The organism is Methylophilus sp. E2MeOHC9 (assembly GCF_058744375.1).
The window spans coordinates 2,939,346-2,962,151 of record NZ_CP196024.1; the positions used below are offsets into that span (position 1 = coordinate 2,939,346).

At 50.7% G+C, this 22,806-nt stretch carries 20 protein-coding genes; 9 read left to right on the forward strand and 11 right to left on the reverse strand.

The window, feature by feature from the left end; translation table 11 throughout:
* Positions 1-1,236, forward strand: a complete 1,236-nt coding sequence (icd, locus tag ACSSVF_RS14035; RefSeq protein ID WP_492404279.1) for an NADP-dependent isocitrate dehydrogenase — start codon at positions 1-3, stop codon at positions 1,234-1,236.
* 117 nt (positions 1,237-1,353) lie between these two features.
* Here the strand turns inward: icd and ACSSVF_RS14040 are convergent, their stop codons facing one another.
* Positions 1,354-1,557 carry a cold-shock protein gene (locus tag ACSSVF_RS14040; protein WP_015831543.1) on the reverse strand — a complete coding sequence of 68 codons (204 nt, stop codon included), beginning with the start codon at positions 1,555-1,557 and terminating at the stop codon, positions 1,354-1,356.
* 342 nt (positions 1,558-1,899) lie between these two features.
* On the opposite strand from ACSSVF_RS14040, the gene pilB reads away from it, so the two are divergent.
* Positions 1,900-3,621, forward strand: a complete 1,722-nt coding sequence (gene pilB / locus ACSSVF_RS14045; protein WP_492404280.1) for a type IV-A pilus assembly ATPase PilB — start codon at positions 1,900-1,902, stop codon at positions 3,619-3,621.
* Positions 3,622-3,656: 35 nt separating this feature from the next.
* Positions 3,657-4,880, forward strand: a complete 1,224-nt coding sequence (locus ACSSVF_RS14050; protein WP_442585951.1) for a type II secretion system F family protein — start codon at positions 3,657-3,659, stop codon at positions 4,878-4,880.
* Between the two features lie 81 nt (positions 4,881-4,961).
* Here ACSSVF_RS14050 and ACSSVF_RS14055 read toward each other — a convergent pair whose 3' ends face one another.
* From ACSSVF_RS14055 to ACSSVF_RS14080, 6 genes are all read right to left on the reverse strand, one after another.
* Positions 4,962-5,726, reverse strand: coding sequence for a DsbC family protein (locus ACSSVF_RS14055; RefSeq protein ID WP_492404282.1), 765 nt, complete (start codon positions 5,724-5,726; stop codon positions 4,962-4,964).
* 29 nt (positions 5,727-5,755) lie between these two features.
* A complete protein-coding gene (locus ACSSVF_RS14060; RefSeq protein WP_492404284.1) occupies positions 5,756-6,964 on the reverse strand; it encodes an FAD-dependent oxidoreductase in 1,209 nt (402 codons plus the stop codon).
* Positions 6,954-8,129: an FAD-dependent monooxygenase gene (locus tag ACSSVF_RS14065; RefSeq protein WP_492406361.1), complete on the reverse strand. Its 1,176-nt coding sequence runs from the start codon at positions 8,127-8,129 to the stop codon at positions 6,954-6,956. Before ACSSVF_RS14065 ends, ACSSVF_RS14060 begins: the two co-directional genes overlap by 11 nt.
* A 28-nt stretch (positions 8,130-8,157) precedes the next feature.
* Positions 8,158-9,474, reverse strand: coding sequence for a Xaa-Pro aminopeptidase (pepP, locus tag ACSSVF_RS14070; protein ID WP_492404286.1), 1,317 nt, complete (start codon positions 9,472-9,474; stop codon positions 8,158-8,160).
* Positions 9,475-9,560: 86 nt separating this feature from the next.
* Positions 9,561-10,334, reverse strand: a complete 774-nt coding sequence (locus ACSSVF_RS14075; RefSeq protein WP_492404288.1) for a DUF2927 domain-containing protein — start codon at positions 10,332-10,334, stop codon at positions 9,561-9,563.
* A complete protein-coding gene (locus ACSSVF_RS14080) occupies positions 10,327-10,557 on the reverse strand; it encodes a DUF3820 family protein (RefSeq protein ID WP_492404290.1) in 231 nt (76 codons plus the stop codon). The genes ACSSVF_RS14075 and ACSSVF_RS14080 overlap by 8 nt, the downstream gene beginning before the upstream one ends.
* Positions 10,558-10,727: 170 nt before the next feature.
* On the opposite strand from ACSSVF_RS14080, the gene ACSSVF_RS14085 reads away from it, so the two are divergent.
* Positions 10,728-11,762 carry a GGDEF domain-containing protein gene (locus ACSSVF_RS14085; protein WP_492404291.1) on the forward strand — a complete coding sequence of 345 codons (1,035 nt, stop codon included), beginning with the start codon at positions 10,728-10,730 and terminating at the stop codon, positions 11,760-11,762.
* A gap of 29 nt (positions 11,763-11,791) precedes the next feature.
* Here ACSSVF_RS14085 and ACSSVF_RS14090 read toward each other — a convergent pair whose 3' ends face one another.
* Genes ACSSVF_RS14090 through ACSSVF_RS14100 form a run of 3 tightly spaced genes read right to left on the reverse strand, consistent with a single transcriptional unit; the run spans position 11,792 to position 13,874 of the window.
* On the reverse strand, positions 11,792-12,220 hold the full coding sequence (locus ACSSVF_RS14090; RefSeq protein WP_492404293.1) for a phosphate-starvation-inducible protein PsiE: 429 nt from the start codon (positions 12,218-12,220) through the stop codon (positions 11,792-11,794).
* On the reverse strand, positions 12,217-12,900 hold the full coding sequence (gene murU, locus ACSSVF_RS14095) for an N-acetylmuramate alpha-1-phosphate uridylyltransferase MurU (protein WP_492404295.1): 684 nt from the start codon (positions 12,898-12,900) through the stop codon (positions 12,217-12,219). The genes ACSSVF_RS14090 and murU overlap by 4 nt, the downstream gene beginning before the upstream one ends.
* Positions 12,901-12,902: 2 nt before the next feature.
* On the reverse strand, positions 12,903-13,874 hold the full coding sequence (locus ACSSVF_RS14100; protein ID WP_492404297.1) for an aminoglycoside phosphotransferase family protein: 972 nt from the start codon (positions 13,872-13,874) through the stop codon (positions 12,903-12,905).
* A gap of 201 nt (positions 13,875-14,075) precedes the next feature.
* On the opposite strand from ACSSVF_RS14100, the gene ACSSVF_RS14105 reads away from it, so the two are divergent.
* The 5 genes from ACSSVF_RS14105 (at position 14,076) to adk (ending at position 20,355) form a co-directional block, all read left to right on the forward strand.
* Entirely contained in the window at positions 14,076-16,457 is a 2,382-nt protein-coding gene (locus ACSSVF_RS14105) for an LPS-assembly protein LptD (protein ID WP_492404299.1), read from the forward strand.
* Positions 16,454-17,773 (forward strand): peptidylprolyl isomerase, encoded by a 1,320-nt coding sequence (locus ACSSVF_RS14110; protein ID WP_492404301.1) that lies wholly within the window; start codon positions 16,454-16,456, stop codon positions 17,771-17,773. The genes ACSSVF_RS14105 and ACSSVF_RS14110 overlap by 4 nt, the downstream gene beginning before the upstream one ends.
* A 23-nt stretch (positions 17,774-17,796) precedes the next feature.
* A complete protein-coding gene (gene pdxA / locus ACSSVF_RS14115) occupies positions 17,797-18,792 on the forward strand; it encodes a 4-hydroxythreonine-4-phosphate dehydrogenase PdxA (protein WP_492404303.1) in 996 nt (331 codons plus the stop codon).
* A gap of 44 nt (positions 18,793-18,836) precedes the next feature.
* Positions 18,837-19,619 carry a 16S rRNA (adenine(1518)-N(6)/adenine(1519)-N(6))-dimethyltransferase RsmA gene (rsmA, locus tag ACSSVF_RS14120; RefSeq protein ID WP_492404304.1) on the forward strand — a complete coding sequence of 261 codons (783 nt, stop codon included), beginning with the start codon at positions 18,837-18,839 and terminating at the stop codon, positions 19,617-19,619.
* Between the two features lie 82 nt (positions 19,620-19,701).
* The gene (gene adk / locus ACSSVF_RS14125) at positions 19,702-20,355 is read left to right on the forward strand and encodes an adenylate kinase (RefSeq protein ID WP_492404306.1); all 654 of its coding nucleotides are present in this window, start codon (positions 19,702-19,704) and stop codon (positions 20,353-20,355) included.
* A 79-nt stretch (positions 20,356-20,434) separates the two neighbouring features.
* On the opposite strand, the gene ACSSVF_RS14130 is transcribed toward adk, so the two are convergent.
* Positions 20,435-22,633 (reverse strand): TonB-dependent receptor family protein, encoded by a 2,199-nt coding sequence (locus tag ACSSVF_RS14130; protein WP_492404308.1) that lies wholly within the window; start codon positions 22,631-22,633, stop codon positions 20,435-20,437.
* Between the last annotated feature and the right edge of the window lie 173 nt (positions 22,634-22,806).

Here is a 22,806-nt window from a genome sequence, read left to right on the forward strand (position 1 = left end):
ATGTCAAAAATCAAGGTGCCAGCGACTGGCAGCAAAATCGTCGTGAATGCCGATAATACCCTAAATGTTCCCGACCAACCTATTATCCCTTTTATTGAAGGCGACGGTATCGGGCTGGACATCACGCCACCAATGATTAAAGTAGTCGATACTGCCGTAGAAAAAGCCTATGGCGGCAAGCGCAAGATTTCATGGATGGAAGTCTACGCCGGAGAAAAATCCACCGCAGTATACGGCAAAGATACCTGGCTATCAGACGAAACCATGTCTGTGCTGAAAGAGTATGTCATCTCCATCAAAGGCCCATTGACCACGCCGGTCGGTGGCGGCATCCGTTCATTAAACGTCACCCTGCGCCAGGAACTCGACTTATACGTCTGCCTGCGCCCGATCCAATATTTTGAAGGCGTGCCTAGCCCGGTGAAACATCCTGAAAAAACCGATATGGTGATTTTCAGGGAGAATACCGAAGATATTTACGCGGGGATCGAATGGGCTGCCGGTACTGAAGAGGTCAAGAAGGTCATTAATTTCTTGAGCGATATGGGTGTGCGTAAAAAAATCCGCTTCCCTGAAGCGTCTTCCATCGGCATCAAACCAGTCTCTATCGATGGCAGCAAACGCCTGATTCGCAAAGCGATTCAATATGCGATTGATAACAACCGTGCATCGGTGACCATCACGCATAAAGGCAACATCATGAAGTTTACCGAGGGCGGCTTCCGTGACTGGGGTTACCAGCTGGCTAAAGAAGAGTTTGGTGCGGAACTGATTGATGGCGGCCCTTGGTGCAAACTGCCAAATGGCATTGTGATCAAGGATTGTATTGCGGATGCGTTCTTGCAGGAGATCTTGCTGCACCCGGAAGATCATGATGTCGTTGCCGCCCTGAACCTCAACGGTGATTACATCAGCGATGCACTGGCGGCACAAGTGGGCGGCATTGGCATTGCACCAGGTGCGAACTTGAGCGACACCATTGCCATGTTTGAAGCCACGCATGGCACGGCACCAAAAATCGCCGGCAAAAACCTGGCCAATCCAAGCTCTTTGATTTTGTCTGCAGAGATGATGCTACGCCACATGGGCTGGGTAGAAGCCGCAGATCTGGTCATCAGCGGTGTGGGTAAAGCAATCGCCAGCAAGCGTGTGACTGGGGATTTCTCCAGCCAGATGGAGGGCGCAACCCAGGTCAGTTCCGCCGAGTTTGGCGATGAGATCATCAAGCACATGTAAGCTGCCATGTGCGCTATCTAAGTGCCATGCGCTAAAGCAAGGCCATAAAGCAATGAGGTAACAAAAAACGGCTCACCAATGTGTGAGCCGTTTACATTTGGTGCCCCTAAACGATCATTATGCTTTTTGGATATTGCTTGCTTGCTTGCCTTTTGGGCCTTCCGTCAGATCAAAGCTGACGCGCTGGCCTTCTTTTAAGCTTTTGTAGCCTGACTCAACGATTGCGGAAAAATGCGCAAATAAATCGTCGCCGCCATCATCAGGCGTAATGAATCCGAAACCCTTAGAGTCGTTAAACCACTTCACGGTACCTGTTGCCATTTTACTTCCTTACTTTTTTTACTTATTGAAAGGGAGGCGCCCCAAAAGTTTGTCTCAAGTACTTAAGTCGCAATTAACAAGCTTTGCTTTACTTAAAGACGGCTACAAAAAACCTGAACGCAAACGCCTTGAGGACTTTATACATTCAGCATTATTTAAATGTCAAGCGTAATTTTTCATCTTTTCGCGAATTGGCGTAAATCCGATTAAAATTTGTATAAATGCTGCATGAGAGTACGTCTTTTCTCTGATTTGATGAGAATCAATCTAAAGTATACTCAGGGAAAAAGTATTGTTGTATCAATACATTAACCCGAATAACTCGAGCTCAGATATCACTTTATGGCAACGCTTGGCAGTACACAAAAACTTGGCGGCATGGCGCGTACACTGGTGCAGTCTGCGCTCATTAGCGAAGATGAAGCGGGTGAGCTTCAGCTAAAAGCACATACCCAGAAAATCAGTTTTGTGGCGGCGATCCTGGCGCAGAAAAAAATCTCCTCCAGGTTGATTGCGCAGGCAGCATCTGATGCCTTTGGCTTTCCATTTTTTGACCTGGACGCCCTGGACCAGGAGTCGTTACCGGCTAAAACCATTGATATCAAACTGATGCAGTCGCAACGGGTGTTGTTGCTGCAACAAAAAAGCAATGTCGCCTATATTGCAATCTCCGACCCGACCAACCTGCAGGCATTGGATACCATACAGTTTCAAATGGGGGCGACCTTAGCGCCACTGGTGGTGGAAGACGACAAGCTAGGCAAATGGATAGACAGGATTGTAGAGTCTAAAGATACCAGCATGGCGTCGTTGAATGCGGGTAGCGATGACTTTGATCTAGGTCTGGAAGAAGCCAATCAGGAGCAGGAAGCCGAAGCCACTCAAGAAGTTGACGACGCACCTGTCGTGAAATTTCTGCAAAAAATATTGATGGATGCGATCAATATGGGCGCATCTGACCTGCATTTCGAGCCTTACGAAAAGTATTACCGCATCCGTTTCCGCATTGATGGCGTGCTGAGGGACATGGCGCAACCGCCTCTGGCGATTAAAGACAAACTGGCTTCGCGCATCAAAGTGATTTCCAACCTGGATATTTCTGAAAAAAGAATCCCGCAAGATGGCCGCATGAAGTTGCTGCTCTCGAAAACACGCTCGATTGACTTCCGCGTCAGCACCTTGCCATTGATTTATGGTGAAAAAATCGTGATGCGTATCCTGGACCCGACCAGCGCCACATTAGGTATTGAGGCGTTGGGCTATGAGCCTGAGCAAAAAGAAGCTTTGCTTAAAGCGGTTCAGCGCCCTTATGGCCTGGTGCTGGTCACAGGCCCGACCGGCTCAGGAAAAACGGTGTCGCTTTATACCTGTTTGAACTTGCTCAATGACCCTGGCGTGAATATCTCCACCGCCGAAGATCCGGCAGAAATCCCACTGGCAGGTATTAATCAGGTCAACGTCAATGACAAACAAGGCCTGACCTTTGCCGCAGCACTGAAATCATTTTTGCGGCAAGACCCGGACATCATCATGATTGGTGAGATTCGCGACCTGGAAACGGCCGACATGGCGATTAAAGCCGCCTCGACTGGCCACATGGTGTTATCCACCTTGCATACCAATGATGCGCCAACCACTTTATCTCGTTTGGTAAATATGGGGGTTGCACCCTTCAATATTGCCTCGGCAGTGACGTTAATAACAGCACAACGTCTGGCCAGGCGCCTATGCAAGCATTGCAAGGTGCCTTTGGATGTCCCCAAAGAAGCTTTATTGAGTGTTGGTTTTAAAGAGGCTGAGCTTGATGGCAGCTGGCAGTTATATGATGCAAAAGCAGGCGGCTGCGAGCACTGCAACAATGGCTATAAAGGCCGCGTGGGCATTTATCAGGTGATGCCGGTCAGTGAAGAAATGGCCCGCATCATCATGGCGAGCGGCAATGCCATGGATATCGCGGCACAGGCAAAACGCGAAGGCGTCAGGGACTTGCGGGAATCAGGCTTGCTCAAAGTGAAGCAAGGGCTGACTTCTATCGAGGAAGTAGAAGCCGTCACTAACGAATAATGCACCATTTGATGGATCATCAGTAAGAAAACATTATGGCAACTGCAAATATCAAACAATCCGTGTTCCTTTGGGAAGGTAAAGACCGCAAAGGCAAGGTGGTCAAGGGTGAGATGCGCGCCAATGGTGAAGCCGTAGTCAACGCCACCTTGCGCCGCCAGGGCATTGCTGTGACTAAGGTCAAAAAACAGAGTTCGCTGACGATTAAAGGGCGAGTGACGGATAAAGACATCACTTTATTCACCCGCCAGCTGGCGACCATGATGAAAGCCGGTGTGCCGCTGTTGCAGGCGTTTGATATCGTCGGCAAAGGTCACCATAACCCGGCAGTGGCAAAACTGCTGGCCGATATTAAAGCGGATGTCGAAACCGGTAGTAGCCTGAGCGCAGGCTTCCGTAAGTACCCGTTGTATTTTGACAACCTGTTTTGCAACCTGGTCGCGGCTGGTGAGCAGGCAGGTATCCTCGATGCCTTGCTCGACAGGCTGGCCACTTATAAAGAGAAAATCCAGGCCATCAAAAGCAAAATCAAATCCGCACTGGTGTATCCGGTGTCCATTATCGTAGTGGCATTTGTCATTACGGCCGTGATCATGATTTTTGTGGTGCCGGCGTTTAAAGATTTGTTCAGCAGCTTTGGCGCCGACCTGCCCGGGCCAACCGTGGTCGTGATTAATATTTCCGACTTTTTTGTACACTACTGGTGGGCCATCTTTGGCACGCTAGGATTTGGCATCTGGTTTTTCCTGTACACCTGGAAGCGATCAGAAAAGCTGCAAGCCTCGATGGACCGTTTAATGCTGCGCTTGCCTATTTTTGGCGCATTGATACGTAAAGCCACCATCGCGCGGTTTGCCCGTACACTGTCCACCATGTTTGCAGCCGGTGTCCCGCTGGTTGAAGCGCTGGATTCGGTTGCCGGTGCTTCTGGCAACAAGGTCTATTATGACGCCACCAAAAGGATACAAAGCGAAGTCAGCACTGGCACCAGCCTTACAGTTTCCATGCAAAATGCCAATGTATTCCCCAACATGGTGATACAGATGACAGCAATTGGCGAAGAATCCGGTTCGCTGGATTCCATGCTGACCAAAGTCGCTGACTTTTACGAAGGAGAAGTAGACGATGCAGTCGCCTCCATCTCCAGCCTGATGGAACCGGTGATCATGGTGGTATTAGGCGTACTGATAGGCGGCCTGGTCGTGGCCATGTACATGCCTATCTTCAAAATGGGTAAAGTGGTCAGCGGCGGCGGTTAGAACCCTGCCTGAAAAGCAGTGATGACACAAACAAAAGGCCGGTGAAACCCGGCCTCTTGTCTATTGTCACTGCGTGAAAAACTACTTCTTGGCAGTCTGCAATGCTTTTTCGATCTCGTCAGCAGGCTGCGCACCTAACATACGTTTGCCGTTTTCAAAAAACAGGGTCGGCGTGCTGTTTACGCCAACTTTTTGGGCCAGTTCACCCACTTTTTCCAGCGGCACGTCGCACTTGGCGGTGCTCGATGGCAATTTATTATTGAATATCCACTCCTGCCAGGCTTTGACGCGGTTGCTGGCGCACCAGATGCTGCGTGACTTGTTAGCGGCATCCGGATGTAATTGCTCAATCGGATACAGGAAGGTGTAAATAGTGACGTCATTGATTTTGGTCAACTCGTTCTGCTCCAGGCGTTTGCAAAATGGGCAATCCACATCGGAGAACACCACCAGTTTGCGTGCACCATTGCCTTTCACTACTTTAATGGCCTGATCCAGCGGCAGGCTGTTGAAGTCGATTTTTGTCAGTTCATCCAGGCGTTCACCAGTGATGTCTTTTTTGGACTTAGGATCTACCAGGCGGCCTTCAGCAATCAGAAAACTGAATTTATCATCGGTGTAGATAATCTGCCCACCCATGAAAATCTCATATAACCCGGCATAGCTGGTTTTAGTGACGCTATCGACCTTAATTTTCGGGTAAGCCGCTTCAATGGCTTTTCTAACAGAAGCTTCATCTGCAACACTGCTGACTGCGCCCAGTAAACCGACGCTGACTAAACCTGCGCTGACCAAAACCGGTAAGCTCAGCTTGCGAATGGCAGAAAGCCAAAAACCTTTTTTCATAAATCACTCTTTCTTAGCGTGCACACCACTTAACCTTGTGTGGCGGTGCGAATTAAAAATCGTTTTAGCATAGCACTGTTTTCCAGCCCGCGTAAACCCAGGATAGCGGCATGCGTCCATGCCGGCTCCGGCCGTGAGAACAACTTATCCAGACCGCGGGTGAGCGTATGCATTTTCAAGATATCCAGTTGCCGCATGCGCATGACGTGACGCAGAAACCGCACATCTCCCATAGGACGCAAGGCTGACAGTTTAGACAACTCTTGGCATAAGGCCTGCACATCCTGGAAACCCAGATTGACGCCCTGCCCCGCCATCGGATGCACCTGATGCGCAGCATCACCTAATAATAGTACCGCAGGCAATGCCATTTCATCTGCTGTTTGCTGGGTCAGCGAAAACCCCAGGACAGGTCCATTCGGCCGCAGCCTGCCCAGCACATGGCCACAACGTTGCTCGACTTCTGCTGCCAATGCTGCCGGCGACAGGGTCTGTTTGATAGCAGCCTGGTCCTGTGGCAAAGCCCATACCAGAGAGACTTGTTGTTGCGGCATGGGCAGCAATGCCAGTGTTTCATGTGCGCCAAACCATTGCCTGGCAATATTGCCATGTGGTTGGTCGGCCAGGTAATTGGTCACCAACGCTGTTTGTTCAAAATCTACACTGTTAACCCTGACGCCACTTTGCTCACGCACCCATGAACGGGCGCCATCAGCGCCAAGCAGTAGTTGTGCTTGAATGGTATGTTGCGGCAATGTTAACTGCACAATATGACCAGATTGTTGCAAAGATTGCGCCGGGGCGTCAGTGATGACGGTCACTTCTGACGCATCCAGCACTTGCCAGCACGCATGTATCAGGGTCTGGCTTTCGACTATCCAACCCATTTGCGCCAAATGGGCATCTTCAGCATTCATGCTCAGGCTGGGGGTAGCATGTATGGCGGTTGGAGACCATAAATGCATGGCAGTCATGACATTGACGCGACTGGCGGGCACTTGCTGCCACACGCCTATTTCGCTCAACCACTGCACTGTTTCATTGGTTAAAGCATAAATTCGGGCATCCCAGTTCGCGGTATCTTCCACCCAGTCATCGGGCAGTAACGGGCGTGGTTTGGCATCGGTCAGCACCACTTTTTTACCTAGCCTGGATAAAGCAATGGCGGCTGTCAGGCCTACCAGCCCGGCGCCGACGATCACCACATCGCTACTGATCAACGTTTGACTAGCTGCCATAACTCATCTTATTGACCAGAAAGCGACGTGCTACAGGCAGTAGGCTAAGCGCGCCCAGGCCTGCCCCGCGTAATAGCCCGACACCAATCAGGTCATTAGAAAACACATTGACCAGGAAATCGGTAAATAGCAATCCGCGGCCGGTATCACGGGCGCGGGACTGGTGATATTCCGTGAGCCTGTGCGCAGCGCCCCACTCTGCTTCTGTACTGGCGGCGATATTCTTGGCCAGCGACATGGCATCCCTGATGCCAACGTTAAAACCCTGCCCGGCCACCGGGTGCATGGTTTGCGCCGCATTGCCGATCACCACGCAATGCGCTGGAAAAGTCTGCTCCAGTTTACTGAGTTTCAGCGGGAATCTGCCGCGTTTGCCTATCTGTAAAAACTTGCCAACGCGATCGCCAAATGCCTGGTGCAGCGCCTGTAAAAAGGCAGCATCATCCAGTGCAGCGATCTGGTCTATATACGCCTGCTCACCGGTCCAGACCAGGGAAAACTGATCGCCATTCGGCAGCAATGCCATCGGGCCATATGGGGTAAATCGCTCGTAAGCAATATTGCGGTGTGGCAACTCGGCTTGCACCAGGCCGACTAATGCGTCATGGCCGTAATGTTTGGTCTCCCGGATCAAACCGGGGATAGCTTCCAGGCTGCGCCCGCCATCGGCAATCACTGCCAGCGGTGCCACCAGTACCTCACGGCGAGTGGCAGCAGCGCTTTGATACGTTACTTCAGCAGCATTGGCATCCACATGCAGATTCTGTACTGGCACCTGGTAGCGAACTTCAATGCCAGACTTCGTCTCAGCCATGCGCGCATCCAGGGCTTGCATCAATGCGCCATAGGATACTACGTAGCCAAGGGCTGGCAACTGATGTTCACCCGCCTTGAGTAAGGCACGGCCAAAGCCTTTTTGTTGCGAGACATGGATGGTTTCAATCGCTGTGACTTTTGATTGCAGCTGGTGCCAGACACCCAATTGCTCAAGCACCTGCCGGGTGCCATAAGACAATGCCAACGCACGACCATCGCCGTACATTGCGCCGGGCTGCTGCGCTTCAAGCACCGTCACCGGCACGCCAGACTGTTGCAGTGATAATGCCAGTACCAGCCCCACCGGGCCGCCACCTATCACTACGGGATGCGTGACCGTTTGCTTCAATATTTCAGTCTTTCCTGTCACTGCATTTTCATCCTGCGTCACGCATCAGCGCTTCAATATCATCGACAGATTTAATCGCTGCCGCTGTGATCACCTCATGCCCTGTGGCAGTCACCAGCACATCGTCTTCAATCCGTATCCCGATGTTCCAGAAATGGGCTGGCACATTATCCGCTGGTCGCACATAACAACCCGGCTCCACGGTCAGCACATTGCCAGGCTGCAACATGACCCAGTCGCCAGCCGCTGTTTTGTATTCACCGGCATCATGCACATCTAGGCCCAGCCAGTGGCCGGTTCTGTGCATATAAAACTGGCGATAACTGCCATTTTCCAGGACTTCGTCACGGCTACCCTGGCAAAGTCCATAATGGATAAAGCCATCCACCAGCACATCCAGCGCCGCTTCATGCGGTGCATTCCAGTGATGTTGCGGGCTGACACTGGCGATAGCGGCTGCCTGCGCAGCCAACACCAGTTCATACAGATCTTTTTGCGGCCCGCTAAAGCGTCCATTGACCGGAAAAGTACGCGTAATATCAGACGCATAGCCGTCCAGTTCACAACCGGCATCAATCAGCAGTAAATCGCCGTCTTTCAATTGGGCATTGTTTGCGTTGTAATGCAAGGTGCAGGCATTGGCACCGCCAGCAACTATGCTGGTATAAGCCGGTGCCTGGGCGCCGTGGCTATAAAACGCATGCAGGAATTCTGCCTCAATTTCATATTCCCACTTGCCCGGCTTGGCCACCTGCATGGCGCGATTGTGCGCACCGGCGGCAATCTCCGCCGAACGACGCATCACGTCTATTTCCCAAGGGGATTTAATCAGGCGCAAGGTATCTATGTGTTGACGTACATCAACCACCGCCGCAGGTGCCTGTATACCACTACGCGTTTGCGCGCGCACTGCGTTCAGCCAGCCAGTGACTTTAGCATCCCAACCGGCGTCGTTGCCCAGGCTATAGAACAGCGCAGGCTGGTTCGCCATCAGTTTGGGCAATACCTCATCCAGCTCGTTGATGGAATAGGCTTCATCAAAACCAAACGCATCTTTGGCCGCTTGCGGGCCATGGCGGAAACCATCCCAGATCTCCCGTTCAATGTCCTTGTCACGGCAGAAAAGAATACTTTTGTTTTCTGGCCCGGCTACGAGTACCAGTACCGCCTCAGGTTCTGTAAAACCGGTCAGGTAATAAAAGTAGCTATCAAAACGATAAGGGTAATGGCTGTCCCGGTTACGCGTCACTTCTGCAGCCGTAGGAATCACCGCGATACCGGCTTGCATGCGGGACATCAGCTGTTGACGACGCTGGGAAAATTCTTGCCGCGAAGATTCGTGCATGGAAAAACTCAAAGTGATCCTGGATGGTTGGGCATTTTAGCTTATTTGGTAGGCATTTGCTGGAATGGTTCAACGCCAGGCAGGCTTCAGAAGCCCATCATTTCATATAGCTCAGATTGCCTGACATTTTTTTCAGCCTGTTGGATCGTGCCATCCAGCTGCCATTTTTGCAGGATATTCGCCAGGATAGGCTTGACCTGGGTAGCGCGCATGCCCGGCTTGATGGCGGGCTGATAAAGCATTTTCAGCAACAAGGCATCCAGGCCGGTGAGTAGCGATTCAGGCGTATGGTCATTAAAAATGGAGGGGAACACTTTATCCGAATCACTGGGCAGCCCCATCGCCTGCGTCGTCTCTTCCACAATGCAGGACAATAACTGGCGGTGCTCCTGCGCATGGTCAACCGGGATCACCACCCAGGCTTTCCTGATGGCCTTTTTATCGTCCAGGTCCAGGCCAAACATGCAGGCGGCGTCATTTGGCGGTTTGATGGACAAATCACCGCTGACCAGGGCGATGTCATTACGCCAAAGCTGCAGGTGCGAGAACACCACCACAAAGTTGGCTTCCTGCCGCGATCTGGCAAAACTGATGGGATGGCCGGTGATTTTAGCCAAATGCTGGAAGTGGTATTTGGTGAGCAGGCTATGCTGCTCAGTCTGGTCAGTATGATGTTCCAGCCACACTTTGACAGGCTGCAACCATTTGCGTACCGGCTGTTCGCCGGTGACATATTCACTATGCAAGGCAACTTCAACAAAGGCCTGCTGCAGGTATTCAGGTGACTGCCAGGCTTCGTCTGCACACGCCGAAATGGCAAACACCAAACAGCACAGCCCCAGCCAGCAACGATTAGCCATGTTTTACCCCAGCATTGCCCCGTAAGGGCTCCAGTAAAGAAGACAACCCATTATGGTCGATCTCCTGCATGAGTTGCAGCAATCGTCCCAGCTCTCCTGGCGGAAACCCTTCCCGCGCAAACCAGTTCAGGTAATTCCCGGGTAAATCGGCAATCAGCCGATCTTTGTATTTGCCGTAGGGCATTTTCAGGCTTACCAGCTGCATCAGGTCATTTGTATTCATAGCTATTTTTTGGCAATCCAGGGTTTGATTATCGCGAACAATACTTTTTTTATAAATTTTTTATTTTTACTCTCAAAAAATCTAATTAGCCGCCGTTAATCACATTAGGTAATAAAAATTAGTCATTAAAAAAAATAAATTGCGGTGAATTCTACCATCGCGAAAGAGACATGATGCAATACGAAATCAGCAAAGAAAAGAGTGCAGAGTTTCTGCGACAGGCCATTCAGCATATGTCCATGCAGGATGCTGCCTTTCATCCGGTCAGCTACGCCGTCTGGTACGAATATTCGTCCGGCGAGCACGCGCATCTGATAGATGAAGTTAACTCATTGATTGAAAAAGAAAAGAAACTCAACGAGAAAAGCACTGCCCAGCTATTTAACAAGCACATTGCCAGCCTGGATGCAGACAGTGCGCAAAATATCGTTGATCGATTTAATAATGTGGTGTCGGACATTAACGCTTCGACAGAAAAAGCTGGCCAGGAGACCACACAATTCAGGAAGACGCTGGATGCCTGGTCTGGCGAACTGCAACAGCTGGATGGTGAAGTCGCGCGCCATATGGGCGAGCTGTTATCAGAAACCGCTAACATCCAGCAGTCCATGCACACCTTGCAGAATCAGTTGCACTCCAGCATGCAAGAGATCGCCGATTTGAAAAATGAAATCGTCAAAGCCAAGCAGGAAGCGATTTCAGATGGACTGACCGGGTTAATGAACCGCAGAGGATTCGATCTGGTATTGAAACAGAGCCTGGAATCAGCCACTGCGCATGAAGATACCTGCCTGATTATCGGCGACATAGATTTTTTCAAGCGCGTCAATGATACCTATGGTCATTTGTTTGGCGACAAAGTCATCCAGGCGGTCGCCAGGATCATGAAAGCCGTTTCCGGTGACATGTATACCGCAGCCCGCTATGGCGGTGAGGAATTCGTATTGTTATTGCCACACACCCCGCTGGAGACGGCGCGGGAAGTGGCTGAGAATATCCGTCAGCACGTCGCCAATATCAGTATTAAAAATAATGTGACGAGCAAACTGATCTCAAATGTCACGATTTCGCTCGGCGTTACCGCCTATGAAGCCGGGGAAACGACTGACAGTTTCCTGAATCGCGCAGACCAGGCCTTGTATACATCTAAGGCAAATGGACGCAATCAGGTCACCATCATTGCAGAAGAACTGGCTGCCGCTTAAGCAGACACGGCTTTAAACGGCCCCTCCCTTTATAGCAGATCGCGCTTTTGCTCGGGAATATCCTCATAGGGATACCGAGCATGGCCAAATCGCATGACCAGTACGGAAATGGCCAAAATCAAAATCGCTGCAGAGACCGCCAACATATGCGTTTCGGTCATTTCCTTCATATCCAGCAACAGATACCGCGCTAACGCCACCATCGCGATATAGATCGGGTAACGCATAGGCAGTTTTCCGGTACCAAAATAGCTATTGATCATGGAGAAGACTTCCAGGTACAAAAATAGCTGTAGCAGGTCTCCCAGCCCCACCATGCCGACATTCCACATACGGGCCAATTCGTGTGACAGCGAGAAAAAAGTGGCGATGGTCACCAGCGCCAGCCCCAAACGCTCTATCCACATCAATGCCTGATGCGCAATCTTATCGGTTTTATGCTCATATGGTGGTCTCATGATTCCCCCTGTTTTTTTGCTATGTTTAGCGAGTCATCCAGCTGTTTCAAGCGTTCTGGTGTGCCTATATCATGCCACATGCCTGCGTGGTGTTGCCCGCTGACCAGCGCCTGCTGCATGGCACTGATGAGCAAGGGTGCTAATTTGGCGGCCTCACCACGATGAACTGACTGAAACAGGTCTGGATGATAAACCCCAATGCCTGAAAAAGTCAGCTTATGCTCAGCAGTCTGTTGAATCAACCCATGCTGTAAAGCAAAGTCACCTTGCGCATGCTGCGGCGGGTTATCCACCATCACCAGATGCGCCAGCTTGTCTGGCGCCAGCACCAGGCCGGCATAATCAATATCGGTAAACACATCGCCGTTCACCACCAGAAAAGGCTGCGTACCCAGCAATGGCAAGGCGTTGGCAATACCACCTGCGGTTTCCAGGGCGGTTTTTTCAGGACTGTACTGGATATGCACCTGCCATTGCTGGCCATTGCCCAGCGCCTGCTCGATTTGCTGCCCCAAATGAGCATGATTGATGACGATCTCGGTGATGCCTGCCTTTGCCAGCCGCTCGATATGCCACACGATCAACGCTTTACCACCTACTTGCAGCAATGGTTTGGGCGTGTGATCGGTTAACGGCCGCATGCGTTCACCACGCCCCGCCGCCAGTATCATCGCGCGCATGCCTAGTCGGCCTTTTCCAGCGACTGCAACAATCTGAGGAAAGGACGCAACTCTACATAACGTTCGCAGGCTGCTTGCAGGTATTGCATGACTAAAGGCATATCCTTGAGATAGCCGTCTTTACCATCCCGGTGATACAGCCGCGCAAAGATACCCAGCACCTTGATGTGCCGCTGTACGCCCATCCATTCGAAATCACGGTAGAACTCACCGAAATCCTCACGCACAGGCAAGCCGGCTTTTTTGGCCGATTGCCAGTAGCGCACCACCCAATCCATCAGGTCTTCTTCATCCCAGCGGATATAAGCGTCTTTAAACAGCGAAGCCAGGTCATAGGTAATGGCGCCTATCACTGCATCCTGAAAGTCGAGCACACCCGGATTATGTTCTGCCGTGACCATCAGGTTGCGTGAATGGTAGTCCCTGTGCACAGTCACCTGCGGTTGCTGCAAAATATTATCAATCAGTTGGGAGAAGGTCTTATCCAGCACCGCCTGCTGCTCTGCTGACAATGTCTTACTCAGATGTTTAGCCACATACCATTCCGGGAACAACTGCAACTCGCGCATCAGCAAAGCGGCATCATACGGCGGCAATGCCTCTTTATTCGTCGCCAGTTGCATCTTGATCAACGCCTGACAGGCATCGCCATACAAGGCTTTGGCATTTTGCGGGTTGAGTTTAGACAGGTAAGTGTCATTGCCGAGGTCACTCAATAACAGAAACCCTTGTGCGACATCCTGGGCGATCACTTGCGGTACATTGATACCGGCAGCCAATAATTGCTCGGCAATATTCACAAACGGACGACAGTCTTCCTGCGGTGGCGGAGCATCCATGGCGATCAAGGTTTTTTGCGGCAGATGCACGCGGAAATAACGCCTGAAACTGGCATCAGCAGAAGCCGTGGTGAGTGTATAAGGCTGGTCTAAAACCTGCGCCAGCCATTGTTCTAGTTGTTGTGTTCTATCCACAAATTTTCCCGGATCATGAATAAGCGATTCAAGTGCACTCGCTTGCTGTTAAAATGCGGCTCACATTTTAAGTGAAAAATGACTTTTTAAGCGTTTTAATGAATAATATAGCCCAAATGAATGGGGCATCCGGCCAGGTGGCACGAATTGCATGCATATAACAACTCTGCGAGCCGCAGAGCCTACTGAAACTATCACTCTTTGACTAATTTGCAAGTTCATTCCTCCACTTCACGGGAGCGCGGCATTCGCCTGATACTGGCGCTGGTGGCAACCGGCACCCTGACGTCTGCGCATGTGCAGGCGGACGAGAGCAGCAACGTCCCTGTTGTCGTGGCCGAAAATGCCAGTTTGCCTGGCGCAGTCGAGATTGAGGGCGACACACTCAAGCTGCGTATGGACAGGCAGATGTGGGCCAGTGGCAACGCCGTGATCCGCAAGGATGGCCAGCAGGTCACCGGCGACGATATCCGTTATGACATGCAAAATGATGAGTTGCAGGTAGAAGGCAATGCCGTGATTTCAGCCGGCCTCACCACTATTAAAGGGCCGATGTTGCGCATGCGCCTGAGTGAAAATATCGGTGAAATGCGCGATGTGACCATTGAGTTTCAAAGCGCTCCGCCCAGGCCGAGCAATCAGGATACCAATACACTGCTCGATGACCAGGCCATTCTGATCAGTGATCCTAAAAGATATATTGATGATAACGCCTCCTACAGCAATCAGGAGAAAAAAAGCTCTTTTGATAATATCCGCGCGTCAGCCAAGCAGGTGTTTTTTGAAGGGCAGAATATCAAGCGCCTGAAAAGCGCCAGTTACACTTCGTGTGCTGCCGATGTCGATGACTGGTATATCAAAACCGGCAGCCTGGAATTGAATGATTACACGCGTACCGGCGAAGCAACCAATGCCTATGTCGAATTCAAGGGTGTGCCCATCCTCTATACGCCATGGATGAGTTTCTCCTATAACAACCAGCGTAAAACCGGCTTGCTGGCACCATTGTGGGGGACGACTTCACGCAGTGGTTTCGAGCTGCTGACACCCTACTATATCAATATCAGCCCGGATAAAGACGCCACACTTGCCACCCGTGTGCTAAGCAAACGAGGCATACAGTTCCAAGGCGAGTTCCGCTACCTGGGTGAGAACTACATGGGCTCGAATAACTTCGAGTACCTGGATAATGACAGCATGACCGGCCAGGACCGGTTTTATGCCAAACTGGCGCACCGCCACCAGTTTTCCGACCACTGGTCTGGCGGTTACAGCCTGGAAAAAGTCTCGGATGATAAATACTTCTCTGAAATGGCAACCAGGATCCAGGTGACTTCGCGAGTCAACCTGGGGCAGACTGCATTTGTGAATTATGCAGATGAACATCTGACCTTTAACGGCACCATACAGCGCTACCAAAACCTGGATAACCTTTCATTTGTCTACCAGCGATTACCGCAACTGACCGCTACGTACACCAACGACTGGAAAGGCTTTACCACAAATACGGGTGCGCAATTCGTCTATTTTGACGCCATGAAAGAAATGGTGAATGCTCCAAGCGGCAGCCGCTTTAGCTTATATCCATCGATCTCTTATCCGATGAAGAATTCTTATGGTTTTGTCACGCCAAAGGTCGGCGTACAAACCACGCATTACAACCTGACCGGCAATGTGCCGCTGGGTTACACCGAGGAATACAATCAGCTGACCAGAACGTTACCGATAGTCAGCCTGGATTCAGGGATGTATTTTGACCGGCAAACCAACCTGTTCGATAACAGCTATACGCACACGCTGGAACCACGTGCTTACTATGTGTATATCCCGTATCGCGACCAGAGCAAGATCCCTATTTTCGATACTTCGCTCAACACCCTGAACCAGAACTCTATTTTCTACGAAAACCAGTTCAGTGGTGATGACCGCATCAATAACGCAAACCAGGTCACATTGGCCGTGACCAGCCGCCTGATCGACAGCGAGACCGGCATCGAGCGCCTCAGCGGCACCCTGGGCCAGCGTTTTTACTTTGATGACCTGGAAGTCTACATGCCGACCACGGCGCCAAGCACGCGTAAATCGTCTGATATCCTGGCAGCATTCACGGCACGTCTTTCCAGCCGCCTCAACCTGGATACTTACTGGCAATATGACCCAGACCGCGGCAATATGGAACGTAACAATTATTTGCTGCGTTATAATCCGGAACCTGGCAAATCATTCAGCTTTGGTTACCGTTACACCGCCAATACACTTGAGCAAATCGATACCGCCGGCCAATGGCCGCTGGGCAACAGATGGTACGGTGTTGGCCGCATGAACTACTCCATCCGTGATGGCAATGCGGTACAAATGCTGGCTGGCCTGGAGTATGATGCCGGATGCTGGCAAGGCAGAGCCGTGATGCAAAGGGTACAAACCGCGACGGCAGATGCGAACTATGCCATGTTTTTTCAACTCGAACTGGGTGGGCTGACTTCCATCGGCGCCAACCCATTAAACGTCATCAAGCGCAATATCCCGACCTATATGCGCACCAATGACATCCCGGGAATTTACAGAGACCAGAACACCCAATGATGAAATACTTATCAACATTATTACCATCCGCTATTGGCGTTGCGCTGTTACTGAGCGTATCAGCCCATACCAGCGCAGCAGAAAAATCCTCTATTGAAAAGATGGACAGAATTATCGCCGTGGTGGATCAATCGGTGATCACTGAGCGGGAAATGCTGGACCGCATGGAATCGGTCAGAGCACAAATGATCAAAAAAGGCGTGGAATTACCGCCGGACGATGTGCTGCAAAAGCAGATCCTGGAACGCCTGATCGTCGACAACCTGCAATTACAACTGGCCGGGCAAACCGGGATTAAAGTAGACGATGCGCAACTGGATAAAACCATAGAGCGTATCGCCGAGCAAAACAAGTTGACCTTGCCCGCCTTTAAAAAAGCACTGGAAGAAGACGGCACCAAATTTTATAAATTCCGTGAAGATATCCGCAATGACATCATCCTCACCCGTTTGCGCGAGCGTGATGTGGATAATAAGGTCAATATTTCCGAAGCGGAAATCGATAACTACCTGACTACACAGGAAAAAGAAGGCGACCTGGACGAATTCAATATTTCCCAGATCCTGATCCGCCTGCCGGAAGACAGCTCACCGGAAGATATCCAGAAAGCCAGGACCCGGACTGAACAGGCAATCAAAGCTATGTCTGAAGGCATGAGTTTTGAGAAAGCCTCAGCCAACTTTTCCGACGCACCCAATGCGCTCGATGGCGGAGAGCTCGGCTGGCGTAGTGGCCAGCAAATGCCGCCCCAGTTTGTAGACCTGATTAAAACACTGGAGGTAGGTGGCGTTTCACGCCCTATCCGCAGTGGTAGCGGCGTGCATATCTTCAAACTGAATGAAAGACGCGCAGGTGCCAGCACCTTAATCGTAGACCAAACGCATGTGCGCCACATCCTGCTGAAGCCGAATGAAGTACTTTCTGACAAAGAAGCCCAGCAAAAAATCGAATCGATCAAGGAACGTATCGATCACGGCACGCCTTTCCAGGATATGGCACGCCAATACTCTGACGATGGCAGTTCTTCCAGTGGCGGTGACTTAGGCTGGATCAATCCGGGCGATACGGTGCCGGTATTTGAAAAAGCCATGGCCGAACTAGCACCTAATGAAGTCAGTTCGCCTGTACGCAGCCAGTTTGGCTGGCATATCATCCAGGTCATCGAGCGCCGCAAACAGGATATGTCCAAAGAATCCAAACGCCTGAAAGCACGCCAGGAAATCCGCGCCCGTAAGGCAGAAGAAGCTTACAACGAATGGATACACGAACTGCGTGACAAGGCGTTTGTCGAGTTGCGCCTAGAAGACAAGTTTTAAATGGCAAGATATAGTCTAACTGGATGAGCACGCTCCCCCGTATCGCGATTACCGCTGGTGAGCCTGCCGGGATAGGCCTGGATATCTGCGTCAAGCTGGCGCACACCGCGGTGCCTGCCGCACTAGTGATTTTGGCCGACCCGCATGCATTGCAAGCCAGGGCCGCCCAATTAAATCTTCCATTAACCCTGCATTGCTATGAAGATGTTGCGCCTGCGCATGCGGGCGATGGCAGTTTGTGTGTATTGCCTGTGCTGGCAGGTGCCACAGTCACCGCAGGCACGCTGGACCCGAAAAACAGCCCGTATGTCTTAGCCATGCTCGATCAAGCACGTGAAGGCTGTGAGTCCAATGCGTTTGACGCCATGGTGACCGCACCTGTGCATAAAGGCATCATTAATGATGCAGGCATTGCCTTTACCGGCCACACCGAATACCTGGCCGACACCACTGGCACCGCGCAAGTGGTGATGATACTGGTGGGCGGCGGCATGCGAGTCGCATTGGCCACCACGCATTTGCCGCTGACGCAGGTGAGCGACGCCATTACGCGTGAATCATTGACCACCACCCTGCGCATTCTGCATCAGGACCTGGTGCAAAAATTTGGCATTGCCAATCCCACTATTTATGTCGCCGGCCTCAACCCGCATGCTGGCGAAAATGGCTATTTGGGCGACGAAGAAATCAACACCATCAACCCGGTGCTGGATGCCTTACGTGCAGAAGGCATGCAGTTAATCGGCGCATTGCCGGCTGACACCATGTTTTCACAGAAAAACCTGGCCAAGGCAGATGCATTTTTAGCGATGTATCACGACCAGGGCCTGACGGTACTCAAGCATGCCAGCTTTGGTGAAGGCGTGAATGTCACTTTGGGCCTGCCGATTATCCGCACCTCGGTTGACCATGGCACGGCGCTGGACATTGCCGGCACAGGTCAAGCCGATATCGGCAGCATACTCAGTGCCATCAATCTGGCGATTGAAATGGCACACAAACGCGTCGCAGCTGGCTAATCCAGCCTGCTGGCGCATCACACAATCCAAGAATATTCGAGTACATGAAACACCTAGCAAAAAAACGCTTCGGGCAAAACTTCCTCACCGATCAAGGCATCATTGGCAGCCTGATTACCGCGATCTTGCCCGCGCCAGATGACCTGATGGTTGAGATCGGCCCTGGACTGGGCGCCATGACGCAACCCTTGCTCAAACAGCTGAATCACCTGCATGTGGTAGAGATCGACCGCGATATCATTCAGTGGATGCAATCCTTTTACCCTGCTGACAAAATCACCATCCACAACTCGGATGTACTCAAGTTTGATTTCAATACCATAGGCGAACGCATACGCGTCGTCGGTAATTTGCCCTATAACATTTCCAGCCCTATCCTGTTCAAGTTGCTGGAAAACACGGCTCAGATCATCGACATGCACTTCATGCTGCAAAAAGAAGTGGTAGAACGCATGGTTGCCTCGCCCTCTACCTCTGAGTACGGACGCCTTTCGGTGATGCTGCAATACCGTTTGCAGATGGAATATCTGATCACCGTGCCGCCGGAAGCATTTGAACCTGCGCCAAAAGTTGAATCGGCATTTGTGCGTTGCGTCCCACATGCACAATTACCGTTTCCTGCCAATGATGAAGCACTGTTTGCCAAAGTGGTGCTGTCCGCTTTCGGCCAGCGCCGCAAAACGTTGCGCAACACACTCAAAGGCCTGCTAAATGATGACGGATTCATCGCACTTGGTATCAACCCGCAACTCAGGGCCGAAAACCTGAGCGTGGCTGAATTTGTGACAATCAGCAATTATGTTGCCGTAAATCCACTGACTGAATAAGTTTCAAGCAATCGCGTTAGGCCAGCTTTTTTTAGCCTGATATAATCTTTCTTTCCTCAAAAACAATCTTTTGGAGCATGACATGCGTTTGATTCTGCTGGGTGCGCCCGGTGCCGGTAAAGGTACTCAGGCCACTTTCATCAAAGAAAAATACAACATTCCGCAAATTTCTACTGGTGATATGTTACGAGCAGCCGTGAAAGCAGGCACTCAGCTTGGCCTGGAAGCCAAAAAATTCATGGACGCGGGCGGCCTGGTGCCTGATGAAGTGATCATCGGCCTGGTGAAAGAGCGTATCAAAGACGCAGACTGCGCCAATGGATTCCTATTTGATGGTTTTCCACGCACTATTCCGCAAGCAGAAGCCATGAAAAACGCGGGCGTCGCCATTGATTACGTGGTTGAAATCAATGTGCCTGATGCCGCGATTGTTGAGCGCATGAGCGGCCGCCGCAGCCACCCTGCGTCTGGCCGTACTTACCATGTGAAATTCAACCCGCCAAAAGTCGCGGGCAAAGATGACACCACCGGTGAAGAGCTGGTACAACGTGAGGATGACAAGGAAGAAGTCGTGCTCAAACGCCTGCAGGTGTATCACGACCAGACCGAACAACTGATAGGCTACTACTCAGACTGGGCAAAATCCGGCATCGCTGGCGCGCCACAATACGTCAAGGTCAATGGCCTGGGTGAACTGAATGCAATTAAAGAAGAAATCTTTGCTGCATTGAAATAAGAGTTCGCTCTGTTAAGTAAAAAACCCGCCGTTCAATGAACGGCGGGTTTTTTGTTGCTTGTACGATAGCTAATAAAACCTAGAAATCGTAACGGATGCCACCGAATACCTGGCGCTGACGTCCTGCAACCTTACCGTCAACACGACTGATCAAGTACTCTTTATCTGCCAGGTTATGGCCGCTCAAGAAATAAGTGAGCTTGGACCCAGGCGCTTTAAAGTTGACCGATGCGTTAAGCAAGGTATAAGCAGGGATTCTGCCTTCCTGGCCATCCAGACTCTCAACTGTGCTGTTATCGGGATCCACGTATTGTGTACTGACGTAATCCACACCAATACGTGCGTTAATGCCGACTGGATGCTGATAACCAAAATTGATGGAAGCGATATCGCGTGGCGCATAAGGCAAACGATTACCACTGGTTGTTTCATCGGTGTTTTTCTTGAACTTGGCGGTAAACAGGTTTGTGTAATTACCGGCAATATAGAAGTTATGCGGGCTATCATAAATTCTGCCGAAATCTACACGTGCCGCTAATTCCAAGCCAGTTTGCTGTGATTTACCGGCATTGATAAAATCACCCGCGTTTCTTTGAATCACAATCTCATCAAAATCGATATTGAACAATGTGGCTTCAAAACCAACCCCTTTGAAATAAGAAGAACGCACGCCGACTTCTGTGTTGGTGCTTTCCTCTGCACGCGTGCTGCTAATCGCGTCCAATCCAGCCAACTCCTCAAAGTTGATATCACGTGATGGCCTTGGTGGAGCGAACCCTCTGTGAATACCGGCAAACAAGGTGGTATTCGCAAACCCGTTCCAGGTGGTGCCTATGCCAGGCAACCATACGGTCTGGCTATTGGTTTTAGCAAACCCTTGCGGATCCCCTTCTGCCTGCAACACATTGATTTTCTTCTTATAATCCTCAACGCGCAAGCCTGGTGTCAATGTCCAGTCACCCAGGTAAAACGTGTTTTGCGCATAGTAAGATTTCGCTTCGATATCGATACGGATATCTTCACGGAAAGAACCGAATGCCTTGGCATAAGACAAACTTTGCGCACGTGGATCACCATCTCTGAACTGTTGGCGCCTATTGCCTTCTTCATGGTATCTGAAGCCGACGACCGCACTACTTTCAATACCAAATAGGCTATGTTTGATATCTAAACGAGGCTCAAACCCGTAGTAATCATAGCTTCTTGGACGATGGCGGCCACCGCACTGAGCTGCATTTGCGACTGTTGCCGGACCTAAACTCTGGCATCGATCCATGACAGAGACACCTGTTTGAATATCAGGTGAGCCGCTTATAGTGCCAGGCGCATTGATTTGCCTGAATGAGCTACGGAAAGCATCCACATAATAAGCATTTGTGGTTAAGGTGGCGTTAGCGTTGATATCGAAGATATGCTGCAACTGCAATGACTTGCGTTCGTATTCAAACTTGTCATTTTTGCCAGTCGGTGCCTGGTATTTGTCCTGCGCGTATTCAATCGCGCCTAACCCTGTTTCGGATACATGAGAATTTTCTTCATAGTAACCAACTTTCGCAATGATGCGCTGGCTTTCAGTCAGGTTCAATTGACCTTTTACCATCAGCTCGCGCATTTCAAAATCATGATTCTTGCGGATACCATCGCCCTTTTTCTGTATCGCATCAATCATGATGCCGCCCTGCTCACCACCCACACCCAGATTTGCGGCAAAGCCGGTAAAGTCATTGTTACCCACCATACCAGTGACGCTACCTTCAAATCCATTTTTCGGGACTGGTTTAGTCACAAAGTTGATCATGCCGCCAACTGTCTGCGGGCCATACAAAATCTGGCCAGAGCCTTTAACTACTTCGATGCGCTGCACGCGTTCAATAGGCGTGGTGTAATGCGCCGAAGGGTCCCCATAAGGGCCGAGGAACAATGGCATGCCATCTTCCATCAACAATGTGCGAGATGTCCGTCTCGGATCCATGCCTCTGACCCCGATATTGACGCCTAAGCCAAACGTATTTTCGCCAACAATGTGTATCCCTGGCACATTATTGATCGCCTCCTGGATTGAAAACGGCCTGCGCTCATTCAGCGCTTTTTCATCCACTACGCTATACGAGCCAGGCACTGTTTCCAGGCGGTCCGGCAAAATGCCTTTCACTACGACTGAATCTACTTCTAAAGAATCGTTTTTATTTCCCTGTGTTTCTGCAAATACTTGTGTGCCATTGACACCCATCGCTAGTGCTGTCGCAGCCACTATGATGTTTTTATTATATGTGTACATCCTCTTTGTCCTCTTGTTGTAAAAAAATGACGGGGAATGCTAAGCAACATCTACACCACCACAATCACGACAATCATTATCTCGTTGATTTATTTATGCATATATTTTTCCAGTAAATCAGCGGCTTAGAATAAACACACCATTGACCAATCATCATTGGTTCATAAAAGCCA

What these genes read in the sequence shown, in the direction of transcription:
- adk (WP_492404306.1), top strand. Translation starts at nt 19,702, where the DNA reads ATGCGTTTGATTCTGCTGGGTGCGCCCGGTGCCGGTAAAGGTACTCAG.
- ACSSVF_RS14050 (WP_442585951.1), top strand. Translation starts at nt 3,657, where the DNA reads ATGGCAACTGCAAATATCAAACAATCCGTGTTCCTTTGGGAAGGTAAA.
- ACSSVF_RS14060 (WP_492404284.1), bottom strand. Translation starts at nt 6,964, where the DNA reads ATGGCAGCTAGTCAAACGTTGATCAGTAGCGATGTGGTGATCGTCGGC.
- pdxA (WP_492404303.1), top strand. Translation starts at nt 17,797, where the DNA reads ATGAGCACGCTCCCCCGTATCGCGATTACCGCTGGTGAGCCTGCCGGG.
- ACSSVF_RS14090 (WP_492404293.1), bottom strand. Translation starts at nt 12,220, where the DNA reads ATGAGACCACCATATGAGCATAAAACCGATAAGATTGCGCATCAGGCA.
- ACSSVF_RS14110 (WP_492404301.1), top strand. Translation starts at nt 16,454, where the DNA reads ATGATGAAATACTTATCAACATTATTACCATCCGCTATTGGCGTTGCG.
- icd (WP_492404279.1), top strand. Translation starts at nt 1, where the DNA reads ATGTCAAAAATCAAGGTGCCAGCGACTGGCAGCAAAATCGTCGTGAAT.
- ACSSVF_RS14080 (WP_492404290.1), bottom strand. Translation starts at nt 10,557, where the DNA reads ATGAATACAAATGACCTGATGCAGCTGGTAAGCCTGAAAATGCCCTAC.
- pepP (WP_492404286.1), bottom strand. Translation starts at nt 9,474, where the DNA reads ATGCACGAATCTTCGCGGCAAGAATTTTCCCAGCGTCGTCAACAGCTG.
- pilB (WP_492404280.1), top strand. Translation starts at nt 1,900, where the DNA reads ATGGCAACGCTTGGCAGTACACAAAAACTTGGCGGCATGGCGCGTACA.
- murU (WP_492404295.1), bottom strand. Translation starts at nt 12,900, where the DNA reads ATGCGCGCGATGATACTGGCGGCGGGGCGTGGTGAACGCATGCGGCCG.
- ACSSVF_RS14040 (WP_015831543.1), bottom strand. Translation starts at nt 1,557, where the DNA reads ATGGCAACAGGTACCGTGAAGTGGTTTAACGACTCTAAGGGTTTCGGA.
- ACSSVF_RS14085 (WP_492404291.1), top strand. Translation starts at nt 10,728, where the DNA reads ATGATGCAATACGAAATCAGCAAAGAAAAGAGTGCAGAGTTTCTGCGA.
- ACSSVF_RS14075 (WP_492404288.1), bottom strand. Translation starts at nt 10,334, where the DNA reads ATGGCTAATCGTTGCTGGCTGGGGCTGTGCTGTTTGGTGTTTGCCATT.
- ACSSVF_RS14130 (WP_492404308.1), bottom strand. Translation starts at nt 22,633, where the DNA reads ATGTACACATATAATAAAAACATCATAGTGGCTGCGACAGCACTAGCG.
- ACSSVF_RS14055 (WP_492404282.1), bottom strand. Translation starts at nt 5,726, where the DNA reads ATGAAAAAAGGTTTTTGGCTTTCTGCCATTCGCAAGCTGAGCTTACCG.
- rsmA (WP_492404304.1), top strand. Translation starts at nt 18,837, where the DNA reads ATGAAACACCTAGCAAAAAAACGCTTCGGGCAAAACTTCCTCACCGAT.